Annotated in this window: 12 protein-coding genes and 1 pseudogene; 6 read left to right on the plus strand and 7 right to left on the minus strand. The window is 68.0% G+C overall.

All coding sequences use genetic code 11. The annotated features are described in order from the left end of the window. The first annotated feature begins 80 nt into the window (after positions 1-80). Together Cba03nite_RS11290 and Cba03nite_RS11295 are read left to right on the plus strand one after the other, a co-directional pair. Positions 81-422, plus strand: coding sequence for a hypothetical protein (locus tag Cba03nite_RS11290; protein WP_203744978.1), 342 nt, complete (start codon positions 81-83; stop codon positions 420-422). An 80-nt stretch (positions 423-502) separates the two neighbouring features. Continuing rightward, positions 503-1525 carry a C40 family peptidase gene (locus tag Cba03nite_RS11295; RefSeq protein WP_203744980.1) on the plus strand — a complete coding sequence of 341 codons (1023 nt, stop codon included), beginning with the start codon at positions 503-505 and terminating at the stop codon, positions 1523-1525. Here Cba03nite_RS11295 and Cba03nite_RS11300 read toward each other — a convergent pair. Beyond that, the gene (locus Cba03nite_RS11300; RefSeq protein ID WP_203744982.1) at positions 1515-3896 is read right to left on the minus strand and encodes a hypothetical protein; all 2382 of its coding nucleotides are present in this window, start codon (positions 3894-3896) and stop codon (positions 1515-1517) included. The genes Cba03nite_RS11295 and Cba03nite_RS11300 overlap by 11 nt on opposite strands. A gap of 609 nt (positions 3897-4505) precedes the next feature. Between Cba03nite_RS11300 and Cba03nite_RS11305 the strand changes: the two genes are divergently transcribed. Continuing rightward, positions 4506-4985 (plus strand): hypothetical protein, encoded by a 480-nt coding sequence (locus tag Cba03nite_RS11305; protein WP_203744984.1) that lies wholly within the window; start codon positions 4506-4508, stop codon positions 4983-4985. A gap of 12 nt (positions 4986-4997) precedes the next feature. Here the strand turns inward: Cba03nite_RS11305 and Cba03nite_RS11310 are convergent, their stop codons facing one another. Beyond that, a complete protein-coding gene (locus Cba03nite_RS11310) occupies positions 4998-5240 on the minus strand; it encodes a hypothetical protein (RefSeq protein WP_203744986.1) in 243 nt (80 codons plus the stop codon). 466 nt (positions 5241-5706) lie between these two features. On the opposite strand from Cba03nite_RS11310, the gene Cba03nite_RS11315 reads away from it, so the two are divergent. Further along, positions 5707-6111 carry a hypothetical protein gene (locus Cba03nite_RS11315; protein ID WP_203744988.1) on the plus strand — a complete coding sequence of 135 codons (405 nt, stop codon included), beginning with the start codon at positions 5707-5709 and terminating at the stop codon, positions 6109-6111. A 189-nt stretch (positions 6112-6300) separates the two neighbouring features. Here Cba03nite_RS11315 and Cba03nite_RS11320 read toward each other — a convergent pair whose 3' ends face one another. The 3 genes from Cba03nite_RS11320 to Cba03nite_RS11330 are packed head-to-tail and all read right to left on the minus strand — an operon-like array spanning position 6301 to position 11305. Next, positions 6301-7692, minus strand: coding sequence for a hypothetical protein (locus Cba03nite_RS11320; RefSeq protein WP_203744990.1), 1392 nt, complete (start codon positions 7690-7692; stop codon positions 6301-6303). Continuing rightward, on the minus strand, positions 7689-8447 hold the full coding sequence (locus tag Cba03nite_RS11325; protein ID WP_203744992.1) for a prepilin peptidase: 759 nt from the start codon (positions 8445-8447) through the stop codon (positions 7689-7691). The genes Cba03nite_RS11320 and Cba03nite_RS11325 overlap by 4 nt, the downstream gene beginning before the upstream one ends. Further along, a complete protein-coding gene (locus tag Cba03nite_RS11330) occupies positions 8444-11305 on the minus strand; it encodes a BTAD domain-containing putative transcriptional regulator (protein ID WP_239125648.1) in 2862 nt (953 codons plus the stop codon). The genes Cba03nite_RS11325 and Cba03nite_RS11330 overlap by 4 nt, the downstream gene beginning before the upstream one ends. A 59-nt stretch (positions 11306-11364) precedes the next feature. Here Cba03nite_RS11330 and Cba03nite_RS11335 point away from each other — a divergent pair, with 59 nt between their 5' ends. Then, positions 11365-13239, plus strand: a complete 1875-nt coding sequence (locus Cba03nite_RS11335) for an acetate and sugar kinases/Hsc70/actin family protein (protein WP_203744994.1) — start codon at positions 11365-11367, stop codon at positions 13237-13239. 110 nt (positions 13240-13349) lie between these two features. Then, positions 13350-13685 carry a hypothetical protein gene (locus Cba03nite_RS11340; RefSeq protein WP_203744996.1) on the plus strand — a complete coding sequence of 112 codons (336 nt, stop codon included), beginning with the start codon at positions 13350-13352 and terminating at the stop codon, positions 13683-13685. Between the two features lie 65 nt (positions 13686-13750). On the opposite strand, the pseudogene Cba03nite_RS11345 reads toward Cba03nite_RS11340, so the two are convergent. After that, positions 13751-14870: pseudogene (locus Cba03nite_RS11345) on the minus strand (IS630 family transposase). Positions 14871-14966: 96 nt separating this feature from the next. Then, positions 14967-16199 carry an AlbA family DNA-binding domain-containing protein gene (locus Cba03nite_RS11350; protein ID WP_203744998.1) on the minus strand — a complete coding sequence of 411 codons (1233 nt, stop codon included), beginning with the start codon at positions 16197-16199 and terminating at the stop codon, positions 14967-14969. Positions 16200-16417: the final 218 nt, after the last annotated feature.

Below are 16417 nucleotides of genomic sequence, written 5' to 3' on the forward strand. Positions count from 1 at the left end.
CCGACGAGTTCAAGGTGGGCCGCCCACGTGGGCGGCCCACGGCCCTTTTTGCGTTTCACCACCTACTTGAGGAGACGGCTGTGTACCGCACCTACCGCAACCCCTACGAGCGGCCCTGCGACTGCCGATGCCCGATCCACCAGGGCAGCCGCCGAACGGCTTACGACGAGCCCGACTGCCATTGCTTGATCACCTGCGCCAGCCAGCCCGCAACGCTGGTCGTACCCGAGGTCGGCGGGATTCTGTTCCTCGACTACGGACTGACGTTGTGGTTCGTTCCCGGCCTGGAACCCGGGCACTGGGACTGGCAATGCGCCGTCCCGGTCGGTTCCACGCATCCCCTCGGTAAGGCCGCTGACTATCTCTCCGACCTTCTCTTCGAGGCACATGAGGCGCTGCTGCCACTGATCCATCGCATGTAGCCCGAGCTATTTCTCGTTCCCGCCGGCCGCGCACCCGCGCGAAGCCCGGCTTTTTTGTTTTCACCGAAAGGCAGATCGTCATGACCAAAGCCATCATCGGCATCGTCACCGTCGTCATCATCGGCTGCTTCGGGCTGCCGATGCTCCTGCTGTCGGCCGTCATGGGCGGCCCCGGCGCATGCGGCAGCACCAGCGGGGTCTCGGCCGTGCTGGCGTCCGGGCAGCCCTCCGGCGTCGGCAGTTGGGACACCGAACAGCTGGAGATCGCCGCCACCATCATCGACGTCGGGGTTGCCAAAGGCGTCCCGCAGTGGGGCTGGACCGTCGCTCTCGCGACCGCCATGCAGGAGTCCAACCTGCGCAACCTGCCGTTCCTCGGCGACCGCAACGACCACGACTCGATCGGAGTGTTCCAGCAGCGGCCAAGCCAGGGCTGGGGCACCGTCGAGCAACTGGCCAAGCCCGAGTACCAGGCCGGGAAGTTCTTCGACAAGCTGTTGACCATCCCCGGCTGGCAGACCATGCCGCTGACCAAGGCTGCCCAGGCGGTGCAGATCTCGGCGTTCCCGGACGCATACGCGAAGTGGACCGACGACGCCATCCAGCTCGTCCAGCAGCTGACCAGCACCCTGGCCGACTGCGCCACCGACGCCCTCGCCGCCCTGCCGGACGGCTTCACCTTGCCGGTCAACACCCCGCCACAGATCATGACCGCGATCTTCTGGGCGGTCGGCCAGCTGGGCACCCCGTACCACTTCGGCGGATCCTGCACTGACCCGCACTCCGGCGACCCCGACAAGCAGTGCGACTGCTCATCACTCATGCAGGCCGCCTACCGGGCCGCCGGAGTCGCCATCCCACGCGTCACCACCGACCAGGTCAACGCCGGAAAGGAGATCACCGACCCGGCCATGCTGCTGCCCGGCGACCTCATCCTCATCCCCGGCAGCGAAGGCACCATGTCCAACCCGCGGCACGTCGGCATGTACCTCGGCCAAGGCTTGATCATCCAAGCCCCGAAAACTGGCGACGTCGTGAAGATCTCCCGGCTTTCATCGTGGATTAACCAGATCGCTTCGATCCGAAGGGTGGTTAGCTGGTGAGTGGCTGTGGGTTCACAATTGATCTTTCAGGCCAAGTCAGCTGCCACCGACCTGTTGCGCCATTCGCTGGCGGTTGATATGCGGCCTTGAAGTCACCAAGGTTGTACCGACACGACTCGGCTGCGATATCAAGAAGACCGGACATCGGTTTGCCGCGTAGCCACTTTTCTGGATGCCCGTCAGTGAGCGGTGGTGCGTGAAGCTGTCCGGCAGTCAGGACGATTGGCGCGACGGGCAACATGAAGTCGCGGCGGAAGACGGGATCGGGAAGGTCAGCACAGAACCTGCGCAGGGCGTCGATCTCAGAATCCAGAAGCTGGTCACGGCCCGATGCCGCTAGGATGACGCACTCACAGCCTTGCCCCCGAACATAGTCCTGGACGGATCGCAGATTGTTCAAGTCGTTGTCGTCGATCAAACCAGCAGTGTCATGGTGGCCACTTTTTGCCTCGCCGATGACTAGGACGGGAAGCCCGCGATCGTCGATTATCATCGCGATATCGACCTCGCAACACACGGCAGGGCCGTTGACTTCAAGCCCAAGAATGTGCGGCACAGTCGAGGATGAGAACCTGATGTGTGAGGCCGAAAGCGTTGAGAACGCTGCCATGACCGGCATGACTTCGCGGATGCGATCGGGGGGCACTGTCCCCGCGAGTCTGAATCCCCACGGCGTCTTGGGCCCGGCTAAACCAAGTGCGAATCCCAGTGGGAACTGTTCAGAGCAGACCTCACAGGTGAGGTCCACTGCCAGGTCCTCGGGCCTGACGGCGTACTCCACGGTGCAGGTTGGGCACTTGACCTTGTGCACTGGTAGCAGCAGCTTGCGGCGCAGGAGTTCGTAGACCACGTCGGTGGGATACTTCTCGCGAGTCCGGCTCAGAGGTGCTGGCCATAGTCCCTGTTTTCGCTTCGCTGCCTGGATAAGTGCAGGTATCGGCAAGCCATCTGGATTGGACGCGGCCTTCAGCAATACGGCACCGATGGCGGGCTGGTTCCCGAGCCATGCGCCGGCACCGCCGAGGCGCTCAGCGAGTTGGGCGGCGAACCGGCCGTTATCTCCCTGGGCGCACGACCATCCAGAGCCCGACCCCAGAATTGACCTGAAGATGGCTTCGACTGAGATCGTGCTCAACTCCACTTCCTCCTGCGCGGCGTTGACGCCAACGACGCGGCCACCGCCGAGGGCGGAGGTCTGGAACAGTTCTGGAGTGTTGCGAGGCGTCAGCGAGCTGGCAATGACACGCAGATTGGGCGCCGCGAAGGTCCGGGTCGGGCCGAGACCTTCTTCTCGTTGGAAATCAACCTGCGCTGCAATGATTCCAACGGCTCGAGTTCCTCTGGCGCCGGATGGCATTCGTGACGGGAACGGTATGGCTAGGCTTAGCCGCCGGGCATCGAAGCTGATGGAAAAGTTACGCCTGAATTCTGTCACGAAGGGGTGCGTACCGTGCCACGATCGCGGTAGATCGCCGTGTCCCGCCGAGGAGATCACGCCCTTCTCTTCGAGAAGGGCACTAAGCGCCTCGGGCACCACCGTCGCAGGCGGGATGATCACACGCATGTGTGGACCCAGCCGCTCGCCAGCGCCTGAGTGGCTCGCGCCAAGTCGATCTCCGGTGAGCGCGCTCTCCAGCCACGCTCTGGCCGCTGTCATGACTCGTTCCTCGTGGCCGACTGGCCATGGAAAGACATCCTGGCCTGCGGCGCGCAGGTTCCAGAAGGCACGCAGGTCGTCAGCGCTTTGCGGGTTCATGACGACGAATGCGGCACGCTCGACGTCAATCTCCTGACGGATCTCGTGACACGTCAGACCAAGCAGCGTCTCTACGCCGATCAGTTCCGGCAGCTGTGCCTTCGGGTCGAGCGGCCAACGTCTGGCATGTCTTAGAAACGCGCTACTCACCGTAGCTACGTCACCACGTGCATCGCCGTCCGGCAGACCTCCAAACCAGACACTGAACAGGCCGCTCAGAGGATCGGTGTCGGTCCATGTGGGCCTAACAAGGTCGATGTCGACGGCGTGGTCAATCAACCAATCGATTCCCAGGAGCCTGACCTGATCCCACTCGCTTCTGGCAAATGGGCTGCCCAAGCCTAGGTCCCTAATCGCATATCCGGGCTGGGCAGCCATCGCCCTTGACCCGGGTGAGTCGTCCACGGCGTAGAGCACGTCAACGCCGAGCGAGCGTGCTATCCGCTGAGCTTTGTCATCATCGTCAGCCAGGAGCATCGGAAAGTAGCCGCCGCCCCAGACGCCGGAGGCGAGATTTGCGGCAGAGACGACTGATGCGGTGTTCGGCTCGCAAACCATACCCACTCGGCACGGTCGAACACTGATCTGGCCACTAATATTTGCGATCTTGCTCATCTATGAGGCCGACCTCGCTGGTTTGGGTCAGAGATCCACTGCGCTGCTAAGGTCAGTCGATGTTATCCAGTCGCGGCTCGGGAGAGTCGCTGCCCCTCATCATGCGGCCTGATCCGGATCTGCGTAACACACCCTAGCCTCGGCACGCCCACGCCCGTCGGGTCAGCCCTTCGCCGGTCCTTGCGCGGACCGTCGTGGGGCGCTTTCGTGTCCCGCTGGTGTCAGGGGATCGACCTTCCCCGCCGTAGGGCCCGCCTTGCGCGGTCCGCCTTGCGGACCGTCGCCTACCGATCGGTCACCGGCGAGGGCGAGGGGTCGGCGGACGTGGTCGGGAGGTTCGGACTCCCACGCGCGTCGCACTTCGCCGTCCGAGGCCCGCCGTGGGGTGACACACCAATGGCCCGGGACGGCTCCGCGGCGGTGGGAATGCGACCTCTGGCGGATCTCGGTGTCATCGATACCTCGAAGTACCGGCCGACAGTGGGCTTTCCCGTTGGCAGCGAAGCAGGGGAATAAAACCTGGTTCGTATACAGGTACTCCGCCAGTTCAGTAGAGGCGGATCGAGCCGCCAACCGTTGGGGGTGCGCCAGATCGGTACCCTTCGGGCCATGACGACGATTGAAGCACTCGGCGACATCGGGTCCTTCGTGAGTGGGCTGGCCGCCGTTGTGCTGGCAATCGCGGCGATCATCGGAGGGAGCGCTGGCCTCGGCGACTGGCGCGCGAAGCAGCGTGCGCAGCGTGACGTTGCGGCGGAGGAAGCGAACAACCTTCGCCTCAACCGCATGCGTCTCAATCACGGGTGGTCGCCTCACGGAGTGGACAGCTTCGGGGTAACGCTCGTGACCGACCCAGCCGAGTTCGCGGTGGCGCAAAAGGAGCTGACCTCGGGCGGACCAACGGAGTACGTCGTCATGCGGGTCACGTCTGGCGGCAACGGCGGTGACCGCCTCCGCCGGTTGATTCAACGGGACGGATTCGTCGCTCGGGTGCCGAACGACGGGGAGATCGAAGCGGTCGAAGCTGGCCTGGAGGTGCTTGGCGTCATGTCGCGTAGGCGCGTGATGGAACGCGCGACTGCGAAGTAACCGGCGTAGTGGCTAGGCAGTGGGGGTCATCGCGAGCGCGAACACGGCCTGCGCCCATTGCCGCCACTGCTCGTCGTTCATCTCCCGGCCGTGGCCCAGCAGGCAGCCCAGCGAGCGGCGTACGGCGGCGCTGTCCGCGCCCCGGCCGGTCGGTAGCTGGTCGGCGATGAGCTGCCGCAGGCCCGGGATCATGCCTGCCCGCCGCCATTGCTCGGGGTACTCGTCGGCGAACTCGTCGACCGCGTTATCTGCCATGGAGTCCTCCGAGCGGTGAGGGGCAGCGCTGTCGGCAGCTACCTCCATGGTGTCGGCTTGGCACGGTGGGCGGCAGCCGCCGTCAGACCGACCCGATTTCGTCGTCCACCCTGCGGAGAGGTCCATGCCGTTCGCCTCGGCGGCCCGATCAGTGGATGCGCGCAAGAGACCGACCTCGCGGCGGCTCGTAAGGCGCCCACTGCCGGCCATAACGAGGCTTCGAGTCAGGCCCTCCCTCCCCGGCCGCACCCCCCGGTTGGTGGGTGTTTGCACTGGTCAGCACAGCTGTCGCGGGGCGGATGGGTATGCGGCTTGACGGACCGGGCGTATTGAGCGGGAATCGGCGCTGTCTACCTGATCGCACCATCCGACCCCGGGGGCCGCCATGACCAGTGACCGTGATCCGCAGCCTGTAACCGATGCCCTAGCGGCCGTACGCGACGCCGTAGACCGGTGCCATGCGGTGATGGCCGACACCGATCGGCACCAGGTGGCGGACCTGCTCGCTACCGCGTCGGCAGCGAGTGATCTCACGGCGACGATCTTGCGTATGGTCGCGCCGCTGGCCGACGAGACGGAACCGGGAACCGAGAACGCCTTGGAACGGGCGGCTGACCTCGCGGCCGACAGCCGGGGTTACATCGTCACGGGTTTGCATCTCATGGCCGGAGCGAAGGCCATCGCCGACGCGGTGATCTCGCTGCGGCAGGTCACCGCCCGGTCCGCGCAGCGCAGAGTCGTGACCCAGCCCGCCGAGCGCGGATGGTGGGTGGGCTGGGCGGCGCTACGTGCTCGGGCTGTTCGCTGGTGGCAGGAGGTCTGGATGCTACCCGACCCTGACCCTCGCCAGGCCACGCAGTACTTCTGGTAGCCGCGGGGATGGCGGCCGGTCCTCCTCGCGGGTGATACCGGCCGCCGGGCTGCCCTTTATCGTTGTCGTCACGCCTCGCGCCGGTCTTCCCCCGTGGATCGACGCGGGGCATTTCTGTGCCCACCGCCGCTAGATAGTCGCTTGCACGGGAGTACCTATGCGTGGACGACGGCGGCTCGCCGCGAGCGCTTACCGGTGGTCACCGGCCTGGGCGAGGGGTCTGCGCGCCTGCTCAGGCAACTCCTTGATCCACCTGCGCCGCATACGCCGTCCGAGCCCGGTGGCGGGCGGCACGCTGGCAGCTCGCGACAGTTTGGCTCCGGTGGGCACGCGGCCTTGGCTGACTTCGGCGTCCCAGAACCGGCGCATGGCGGCGACCGCCGAGGTGTCCGCGTCGTCGGCCAGGATGGTCTCGTCGTCCTCCTCGTCTTCGTCGTCGTCGTCGTTTGTGTCGTCGTCGGCCTGCGCCCCTGGGTCGTCGTCGTGGCCCTGCAGTGTGGCGTCGGCGGGAACGCGGTCGCGTTCGGCGGCGAGTTGGGCGGCTTCGGGGTCGTCGGCGGCGAGTTCGAGGCCGATGGCGTCGCTGGTCGGCAGGATCTGGCCGTTGACCTTCGCGGGGAGCACGGTTGCGGGGATCGCGAGCACCGCCGCAGGTGTGGGGGCGTTGTCGCGCGACAGGTCGATGTCGTCTGCGACAGCTGGGGCTGGGCTGGTGTGCCACGCGTTGAGGTGTGCGACGGCTTGCGGGCTGGTGGCATCCACGATGCCGTAGATGGTGGCCATATACATCTGGATCGCTTCGCGTTCGGTGGCGGCGTCGGGGATGGCGGCCAGGCCGGTGTGCTCGGCGGCCTGCATGGCGCGCCTGATCACTTTGGTGTGGGCGCGGCGTAGCCGCCACGCGCTGGTCTTCTTCTTGTTCTGCAACAGGTACAGGTTGAGGCGGGCTCGTCCGAGGCGGGCACGCCGGCGGACCCGGTCGACCTCGGTCACGTCGCGGCCCTGAGCCTCGGCCAGGTGGAGCCAGACGAAGACCCGTTCCACGGTGAGGGTCCAGTGGATACGCCGGTTGGTGGTGCCGGTACGGGCGTTGCGCTCGGCGGCGAGCGCCCGCTCCCACATCCACGCGGCCACGAGAGGTGCGGCCAGCCGTAGGCAAACCTCGCGGAAGCTATCGGCGTCGGTGGCGGACAGGGATGCGGTGAGGGCGGCGAAGACCCAGACCGCGATGCCGTCGACGCCGGTGGTGGCGTTGGCCGGGTCGCGTAGCAGCCGGGCGCGGGCCAGCAGGGCCGATGCGAACAGGGCGACTTCGATGAACCAGAAGAAGGCGTACCGTAGCGGGCTGTCGCCGAGGATGTCGGTGAAGAACTTCCACATGCCCGAGGCGCTGACGGCGGTGGCCAGGCCCGCCGCTACGACGGTGAGCAGGTTGGCGACGAGCAGGGTGGCGCGGTGGGCGCTCATCTTGCGCATGCGGTTGGCGGTCAGCAGCATCAGGCCGACCAGGGTGAGCAGCGCCAGGCCGGTCACAACGGTCTCGTTGGCCTGGTAGTACGCGGTGAGGTCGTCGAAGCTCACGACCGATTCCTTTCCCCGTGGTTCATTGCGGTGTGCGGCTGCGGCCAGACGGCGACGGTGTACGCGGCCGTGATCAGGAATGGGCCGAGTGGCAGCGAGGTCCCGGGCGCCAGGCGGCCGAGGCTGCGCAGGGTGATCGCGGTGATCGCGGCCGTCCCAAGGCCGAGCAGCACGCCCGCGTAGACAGCGGTCCAGCTGGGCCAGCCGAGCGCGGCAGCGAGGGGCACGGCCAGGGTGACATCGCCCCAGCCGAGCTGCCCGCGCGAGGCGGCGGCCAGCACGGCGAAGAAGACGGCCAGGAGGAGCCCGGCGGCCACCGCCCGTGCCCATGCGCCCGCCGGACCGCCGAGGGCGAGCAGGCCGAGGAACCCGGCCGTGGCTGTGGCGGTGATCCGGTGCGGCAGCCGCATCACGGCCGCGTCCACGAAGGCGAGCACGATCATCGTGGCGGTCCACCATGCGTACGCGGTCAGCGCGATGCCGCCGAGCCCGGAGACCGCCAACCCCGCCACGCCGAGGAGCATCGCGGCTTCCGCTGTGTATAGCGGTGCGCCGACCCGCACGCCGCATTCGACACAGCGGCCGGACGGCCCGATGGCGTTGGGCCACAGCGGTTTCCCGCACGGGCACGCGGCACGCCACGGCTGGTCATCGGGTACGACGTGCACGGCGATGGCGTAGCGCAGCGGGACGATGGCCAACGCGGGCAGCGCCGCGCGTACGCCGATGCGGCGGGGCGCGGTCGTGGCGGTCATCGCTGCTCCAGGCTGGTGCGCAGCTTCGCCGCAAGAGTCCGGGTGTCGTCCTGCGGCTCGGCGTCCAGGTCGGCCAATGCCTTGGTCAGGGCGCGCAGGAGGGTCCGGATGCCGTCGGCGTCGCCGAGTCCGTGGCGGGCGTGCATCGCCCGCACGTACAGGGCCTCGTTGTAGCGGTCCAGCCCGATGGCCTTGTCGAGCAGGTCCGAGGCTTCCTGCGAGTGGTGGTCGGCGAGCAGGTCGTCGGCCAGCAGGACGTGGGCTTCGGTGCCCCAGCGGCGCACCGTCTCGCGGTGCGGGGCCAGCCACTCGTAGTCCTCGCCCTCGGCCAGCGGCGCCGTGTAGAGGGCGCAGGCCGCGGTCAGTAGCTCGCGGCGAGCCGGGCCGGAGGCGATGGCGGCTTTGCGCATCAGGTCGCGCAGCGCCCACACGTCCACATCCACGGTCGCCGGGTCGAGCTTGTACCCTCCGCCGCCTTTGACGACGTACGCGTTCTGCGCGTCAGGGACCGCGGCCCGGCCGAGCACATGCCGCAGGTTGGAGGCGTTGGTGTGGACACGCTGGGCGGCCTGGCTGATGCGGGCGTCGAGTTCGAGGTTGTCACCGATGGTCCGGGTCTCCACGCCGTCTGGGTGCACGGCCAGGAACACCGCCAGCTCCTTGGCTTTGGCGCGCAGTGCACGGCCGTCGTGGACGATGCCGTCGATACGCGGCGGTCCGATGAGCCGTAGCTTCGCCTTAACCGGCCCGGCGGTTGTGACCGGCGCGGCCGGAACGTCGGCAGGCAGATGCGGCCGCGCCTCGCTGGACCGCTGTGGCTCGTCATCGGCCGCAACGGTGGTGCGGCTGGCGTGCAGGGGCACGACCGTGAGCGGCACGGTCGGGGACACGATCGCCGGGGGTTCGCCGGTCTGGGCCTCGCGCAGCGTAGTCAGGATCTGGATCGCGGCGGCCGGGTCGAGCACCGGCAGGCGGGCCGGGATCGGGTCGGCAGACTGCCCGGCCACGAGCTTGGTGTGCCCATCGGCAGCCGCCTCGATGGTCGGGCCATGCGCCCACTCGCCCAGCAACAGCCCGGTCACCTGGAGCCCGCCACCGAGACCGAGGGCAACCTTCGCCCGCATCCGCGCGCCGGCGGGCGGGGTCTCGGTGATGAGCATGACCGGCGGCAGCGCCTCCTCGTGGGGGGCCTGCTGGCGCAGCTCGTCCAGGTCGGTCAGGGCGTGTTCGTCGAGGATGCGGCTGCGGTGCAGCAGCCACCCCTCGACGACGGTGAGGGCGTCGTCGACACTGTCGGCCACGTGCAGCCGTGGCCAAGTGCCGAGCGTCACGACATCCGGGCCAAGCAGGGTGGCCAACGTGGCAGCGTCGATGATGACCTCGCCGCGTGTATCGGGGCGGTGCGGACCGCCCGACGCGAGCACCGCGACCAGCGTGGCCCGTGCAGCAGCGTGCGCGCCATCGCCGGTGATGCCGGTCCCGCCCGGTGGCAGCGGCGCGAGGTCGGGCACGAGCGCAGGCTGTTCGGCCTCAGTGGCTGCGGGCCGGGCCAGTTCCGGGTTGCGGGCTATCGCGCGGCGCACCCGCACGACCGGCTTGGGCAGCATGGTCGGCGGATCGTCGTCGGGCTGGCCGCTGAAGCGCCTGCGGCGCTGCATCCACACCAGCACCACGGCGGCGCTGATCGCCAGGGCGAGCCCCCAGGGCAGCCAACTCGACGGCGACACCTGAACCCCGTGCTCGTCGGCAGAGGCGTCCGGGCTCTCGGTGTCGCTGGCGGCCGGCGACACTGAGGCCGACGAACTCGAAGACGCAGACGGCGTAGGCGACCCGGACGCCGACGTGCTCGGCGAAGGCGACGCGGGCACTGTTGAGGGCACCCCGCTCGCCACGACGACCGGGCTGTCCACACCGGGGCTGGCCGTGATGCTCGGGCTCGCCGTGACGCTGGGGCTCGGGGCGAGGGCCGGGCCGCTCGGCGCGGTCGACGGCACAGCGGTGGGCGGCGTCACGACCGGCGGCGGGGTCTGCGTGGTCGGCGGCTTGACCGGTGTCGCCCCGTGCGGGGGCCGGGCGTCGGCGGGCAGCCGGAGATCCCACCCTGGATAGATCAGATCGCAGTCACGCAGCGTCCCGCCGACCTTCGGGAAGTGCCGGTGCCAGTTCAGGTCGCAGATCTCCGGCCACCGGTCCGCGTCGCCGAGCCACGCCTTGGCGATCTTGGAGAGGTAGTCTCCTCGTTTGACGACGTACACGTACTTCTGGCTGCCCACGTGGATGATCGCGGGACCTTCAGCCACACCCGCCGCTGGTGCAGGACTCGCGACCGCCAACGGCGCGGTCGGCGTGGCGAGCGGAGGGACCGTGGCGGACACCGAGGCCTGAGGGGGTCCGCTGGCGCGAGCGGCAGCGCTGGTAAGGGAGATGACGACGGCGCCGATGAGCCCTGCCACCACGGCTTGCAGGGGCTTGCCGAGCCGCAGCCGAGGCACATCGACCCTGGCCACCCTGGCCACGATCTCGGCCACGACCGCGGCAACGATCAACGCCCAGATCAGCCAGCCCGCGCACGCCATAGCCTTGACGACAAAGTCCGTGGTCAGCGGCTGCCGACCCCAGTCAAGCCACTGCTCGCCGGTTGGCCATTGCTGTGGCAGTGGCCAACCGATGAACCTGGCCAGCCCGAGGGGAAGACCCACGAGCAGCAGAAGCAGGCCGGCCAGCGAGCCGATGCCGCTCATGAGCTGGCCCAGCATGGCGGCGGGGCCGCGATGTCGCTGTTTAGGACCCATAGTCATCGGCTGTCTCCCAGTCGTGCGGCGCAAGCCGCGTCGGGCACTTGCGCTCAGCGCACCCACGAACAGGCATCGAGACTAATCGCATTCATCAAGTTGCAGCCAGTGATATGACTGATCGCATGGATTCGACCACGCTCGCCGTGAATCTCGGCTTGGAAGGGATCAGCGCAATCGTCGCTGTCGCAGGCCGCCGCATCCCGATACTGTTCGGAGACTCGACGGTGCTTCCTGCTCAAGTCTGGGAGCTCGACGGCGGAGCGATGTCTTCCACGGCCGTCGACGGCGCTGGCACCATTGACGTAGGTCAGCTGCTGTCAACGGCATCCCCCGAACACGGTCCACGGGTGATCGGAGCCGTGTCATGCCTGCTGACCCTGGTTGCAGGCCGGGCACGGGAAGTCGCCGCGATCGAGCGCGTGGTCCTGGCAGTACCGGAGCAGTGGGGTCCCCGCAGGCGGACACTCATCCGCCAGGCCGTCGAACAAGCCGGGCTCCCGGAACCTGCCCTCATCAACGCCGCCGAGGCGACCGCCGCGCACGCCGCAACGACGACGCCAATCGAGACAGGCTCTCACCTGCTGGTATGCGACTTCGGCAAGCAAGTCAGCAGCGTCACTGTACTCGCACGAACCTCGACCGCCTGGCAGACGCTCGCCGCCATCCCATCGCAAGCAACCGGAACCGCCGTCGACGAAGCCGTCCTGACCCGGCTCGATTTCGACGACAACCTCCGCGACCAGCTCACCGGCACAACACCCAGCGGCCCGCACATCCGCGACCAGATACTCGCCGCCATACGCACCACGACCACCGCAGGGGTCGCCGACCGCGCAGCAATCCTGCTTCCCGAACCCCACCCGCCGACAGTGGTCACTAGCGCCCAGGTCGAAGCCGCAACCCGGCCCGTCCGCGAAGCGGCCGTCGAAACCGCCCGTCAGGCCATCGAAGCCGCCGACATCGAACCGGACACCATCACAGGAGCAGTCATCACGGGCACCGCAGCGGCCCGACTCGGCATCACCGAGCACCTCATCCACCAACTGGGCGTGCCACCGATACCGACATCCTCGCCCGAACTCGCCGCAGCCAACGGAGCGCTCACGCTGCACACCGGAGCAAGACCACCCGACACGCTGAGCCTGCTGAAAGCCAAACAGCTCGGCATGCGCCACCTCGGCGCGGTCATCACCCCGATGATCCTCGGCAGCGCCCTGCTGCTGCAGATCGTCACCGACGTACACCGGCTCTTGCCCAGACTGGCCTACACCGGAATCCACCCCAACGAACTCAACGCCTACCTGAGCATCAACGCCTACGCCCTCGCCGCACTCTGCGCCACCCTCGGCCTGATCGCCGCTGGCAGAATCGGTGCCGCCGTCTGGGCCCGCTACGACCATGACAACGGCACCCCGGGCCAGCACGGCCGTCAAGCCGGGCGCACCCTCGCCGCAGCAGCCGCCCTCGGCCTTGCCATGGCCGCGATGTTCGGCCTGCTCGGCGAGGCCCTCTTCGGCACGAGCGACGCGGCGGCCGGCATGTTCCTACGCGCAACCCTGCTGGCCGCGCTCGCTCCGACTCTTGCGGCTGCCAGCATCGGGCTGCTCGCCCCGTACTCGGCACGCATCCGCGACCTGTGGGCCGACCACCTGCACTACCCGGCCACACCTGTGGTCCTCGCCGTTATAGGGACCATGTCCACCCAAGCCGCGGCAGTCGGACTGCCGTGGCTGACGGCCCTCGACTACGCCTATGTCGAGGTCATCGGCGGTCGCATCGGCACCGGCCTGCTGGGGGTCTCCGTGGCGCTGACCCTCGTGCACAGTCGGCTCACCCGGCTAGGACTCGCGGTGGTCCTCGGCGTCGGTGGAGTACTGGTCTACAGCATCACCAACGCCCGCCTGTTCACCTTCGCCTACCTGGCGGCCGTCGCGCTGTGGTGGATAACCAAAGCGCTCCGCCTCGCCGTCGCCGCCGCCCCGCGACCCGCCATCTGACCTTCACACGCGCCGAGGAACTGCCCGCCAAGCCTGCGCTAGTGCTGTGACCGCCAACGTTGACCGGGTTTGGGGCGGTCGGTGCGTCTGAACGTTTACCCTTGATCGTCGTGGGGGTAGACGTTCAACTGCGCAGGCCGTTGCGGCATCGGCAGCAGCTGACTGCCAACGACATTGTCGTGACAGTCTCTGACTCTCGGAATGTGTTCGTTAACCTGGTCATGCGGGTGCCGGCGGATGGCAACATGCCGATTCTGAGTCGGATCAAGCCCTGGAGCGACGCGGTCGTCTATGACGGCGAGTTCGAGCTGCTGCTAGGTGAGCTGGACGCCCTGCGGCGGTTGGCTATCAGTGAGGACGAGCTTGGCATCGTCGGTGAGATCGAGACCGCGGCCGAACGATGCGTTCGCGATGGTGGCCTGGAGTTGCACTTCCTCGGCGATTAGCCTCGTCGCCGTGTTCAGGCTGCCAGCCGAGTGGCTTGACCCCAGCGGCGGTGCCGTGCGGTAGGTCAGGGCGCAGCGGCCAGAGGTCGTCGGCCCCAGCGGATGCCCTTCTCGCTGCGGACGCGGGCACGTTCACGGCGTTGGGCTGCGACGACATCGGGGTGGCGGGCGTTGGTGTTGCGCCAGCGCAGGTAGGCGTGCAGGGCCCGGGTCTGGACGGTGTGGTTGGGGTGGTGGGAGCCTGCGATGGTGAACTGCCGCAGCGGGCCGAAGTGGGCTTCGATCGGGTTTGCCCAGGATGCGTAGGTCGGGGTGAAGCACAGTTCGACCCGGTGCTTGGCGGCCCAGCGCCGGATCTGTGCGCTCTTGTGTGCGGACAGGTTGTCCAGGATCACGTAGATCGGAGCGCCGTCGGGGCGGGCGGCGCGGATCGATTTCAGCGCGGCCAGGGTGTTCGCGGTGCCCTTCCTGCAGCGGGTGACGCCCCACAGCCTGTCGCCGCCGACCGAGTAGCAGCCGTGGAAGTACCGGACGCCGTGGGTGCGGTGGTAGGTGGCCGGATGCCGCTGCGGGTGTCCCTGCGCGGCCCAGCCCGCACCGGCGGTGGGTCGGATCCCGAGCGGCCCGAACTCGTCGAACGCGTAGACCCGTTCCGGGAAACGGTCCAGGACCTCCTCGATCCGGTCGAGCTTCGCGTCGCGGTCGGGGTCCGGGGACTCCTTCCAGGTCTTGGTGCGCTGGAAGGTGACGCCGCGGCGGGCGAGCAGGCAACGTAACGCTCGCGGCCGATACGGATGACCCTGCCGTGGACCCTGCGCAGGTAGGCGGCGAGCTTGCGCAGCGACCAGCGGGTGAAGGGCTGGCTGAGCTTGGCCGGTCGGGTGGTGGCCGTCGTGACGACGAACTGCTCGTCGTCAGGGCTGAGCAGGCGGGGACGGCCTCCCGCCACCGAGGGTCCAGGCAGGCCAAGCCGATCTCGTTGAAGCGGTGGATCACGTCACGGACGGTGTCCTCGTCGGCCTGGACCAGCTGGGCGATCACCGGGACCCGGTTCCCGCCCGCCGAGGCCAGCAGCATCATCGCGCGCCGGTAGCGCACCGAACTGGTGCTGCCCCGGCGCACGATCTGCTGCAGCTTCTGCCCTTCCTGGTCGGTCAACCTGCGCACACGGACAGGCTCGGCCACCTTGCCTCCAGCTGTCGGATCGGATGTCGCGGCACATCCAATCGCGACAGCCGCCACCCCGGCAAACCTTTCCGGTCAGAGCACTAGGTATGCGGCCTATGGGACGATCGTGCCGAGTCCCGTAGATCGCATCAGCTGGCCGAACAGCGTCCGCACCATGCCCGTCAGGTCCTTCTTCACCTCCGGCGCCGACACGTGCGCCGTCCGCTGATACGCCCCGCCCTTCCAGGCCACGACGTGATCTCGCACCGCCATGCGTCCGAAGGTGCCGTCCCCGACATGGGCGGTTTCGGGTATCGAGCCGTCGACGGCGTCGACTCGGATGCCGATGTCCACCCCGGTGTCCGTCAGCCCAGCCGTCCGACAGACCTGGCGCACCATACAGGCGGTCCACATCGAGGCGGTCCACATCGTCATCCAGTCGAATGCCGAGCGCGCTGGGTGGATGTTCCACTCCGCGTGCACCACGTTGTCGACGGCGAAGTGCACCGCGCCGGATTCGTAGACGACGACGTGGCTTCGCGTCCCCTGCCCATCGGTTCGCGGTCGAGTGACCCGGCCAACGCCGGCCGGCCAGCGTTCGTGACTGCTCGCCCAAGCTGTGGGATTCCACGAACGCTGCACATACCGGCCAAGTGCAGGCGTGGCATCCGCGATCCGGTCGGCGGCAGCCGTCGCCTTCTGTGCCTGCTCATCGAGCCAACGGTAGTAGCCCGCCGGGGCCTGAAACGCCGCCAGCAGCTCGTCGTTGTGATTCGCCGTGGGATGCGCCACCACCACGAAACGTCCCGTCGACGACAGGTCACCCAACACGTCCGGGCTCGCCAGGGCGGCTGTGATGTGGTTGGCCCGCGTCGCCCGCCGACGAATCAGCGCCTCAACCTGAGCGTCGGACAGCCGGTAGGTGGAGCACTCGTCGCGGCCGTAGTAGCGCTTGTTCGCCTGGTGCGGGGCGAGCGGGCTCGCCGGTACCCGAATGAACACGATGCCGCGGGCAGGGTCGTCGGGGTCGGTCAGAGCATGGCACTCGACGTGCAGCGGAGGGTCAAGCGCGCGGGTGGCGTCCTCCACACGTTCGATGAAGCCAGCGAGGGCGATGGGGGTCGGCTTGACTGCCTTCCGCGTCTCCTTGTTCTCCTCGACCCCGACGACGAGCACTCCACTGTCGTTGGCCAGGGAGGCGATGTCACCGCGCATCTCCTCGTTGTGACCGGGCTTGTACTCGGTCTTCAGCTCAAGGTAGTGGTGCTCGAAGACCTTGCCGTTGTTGATGTCGTCGACCGCTTCCGCGTACGACGCTGGTTCCCAGATGGGACGGGGCGTTGTCACGACGACTCATGATTCCCCCCTGCAGGTCCCACACGCAATCGCAATCGCGTGCCCGAGCAAGACTTCCGAGGTCGTCCAGTTCGCGCTGGTGCAGCGGCACAGGCACGTCCCGCAGGGTCAGCCTGGTGTCGCTGCCGCGGCCACGGCCGCGAGTAGCGGGTGGCGTGCGGCAGCGCAGACTGGCCCGGTGTGGTGAAGGCCGCCAGGCGGACCCGGCG

The sequence above is a fragment of the Catellatospora bangladeshensis genome (assembly GCF_016862575.1).
GTDB lineage: Bacteria > Actinomycetota > Actinomycetes > Mycobacteriales > Micromonosporaceae > Catellatospora > Catellatospora bangladeshensis.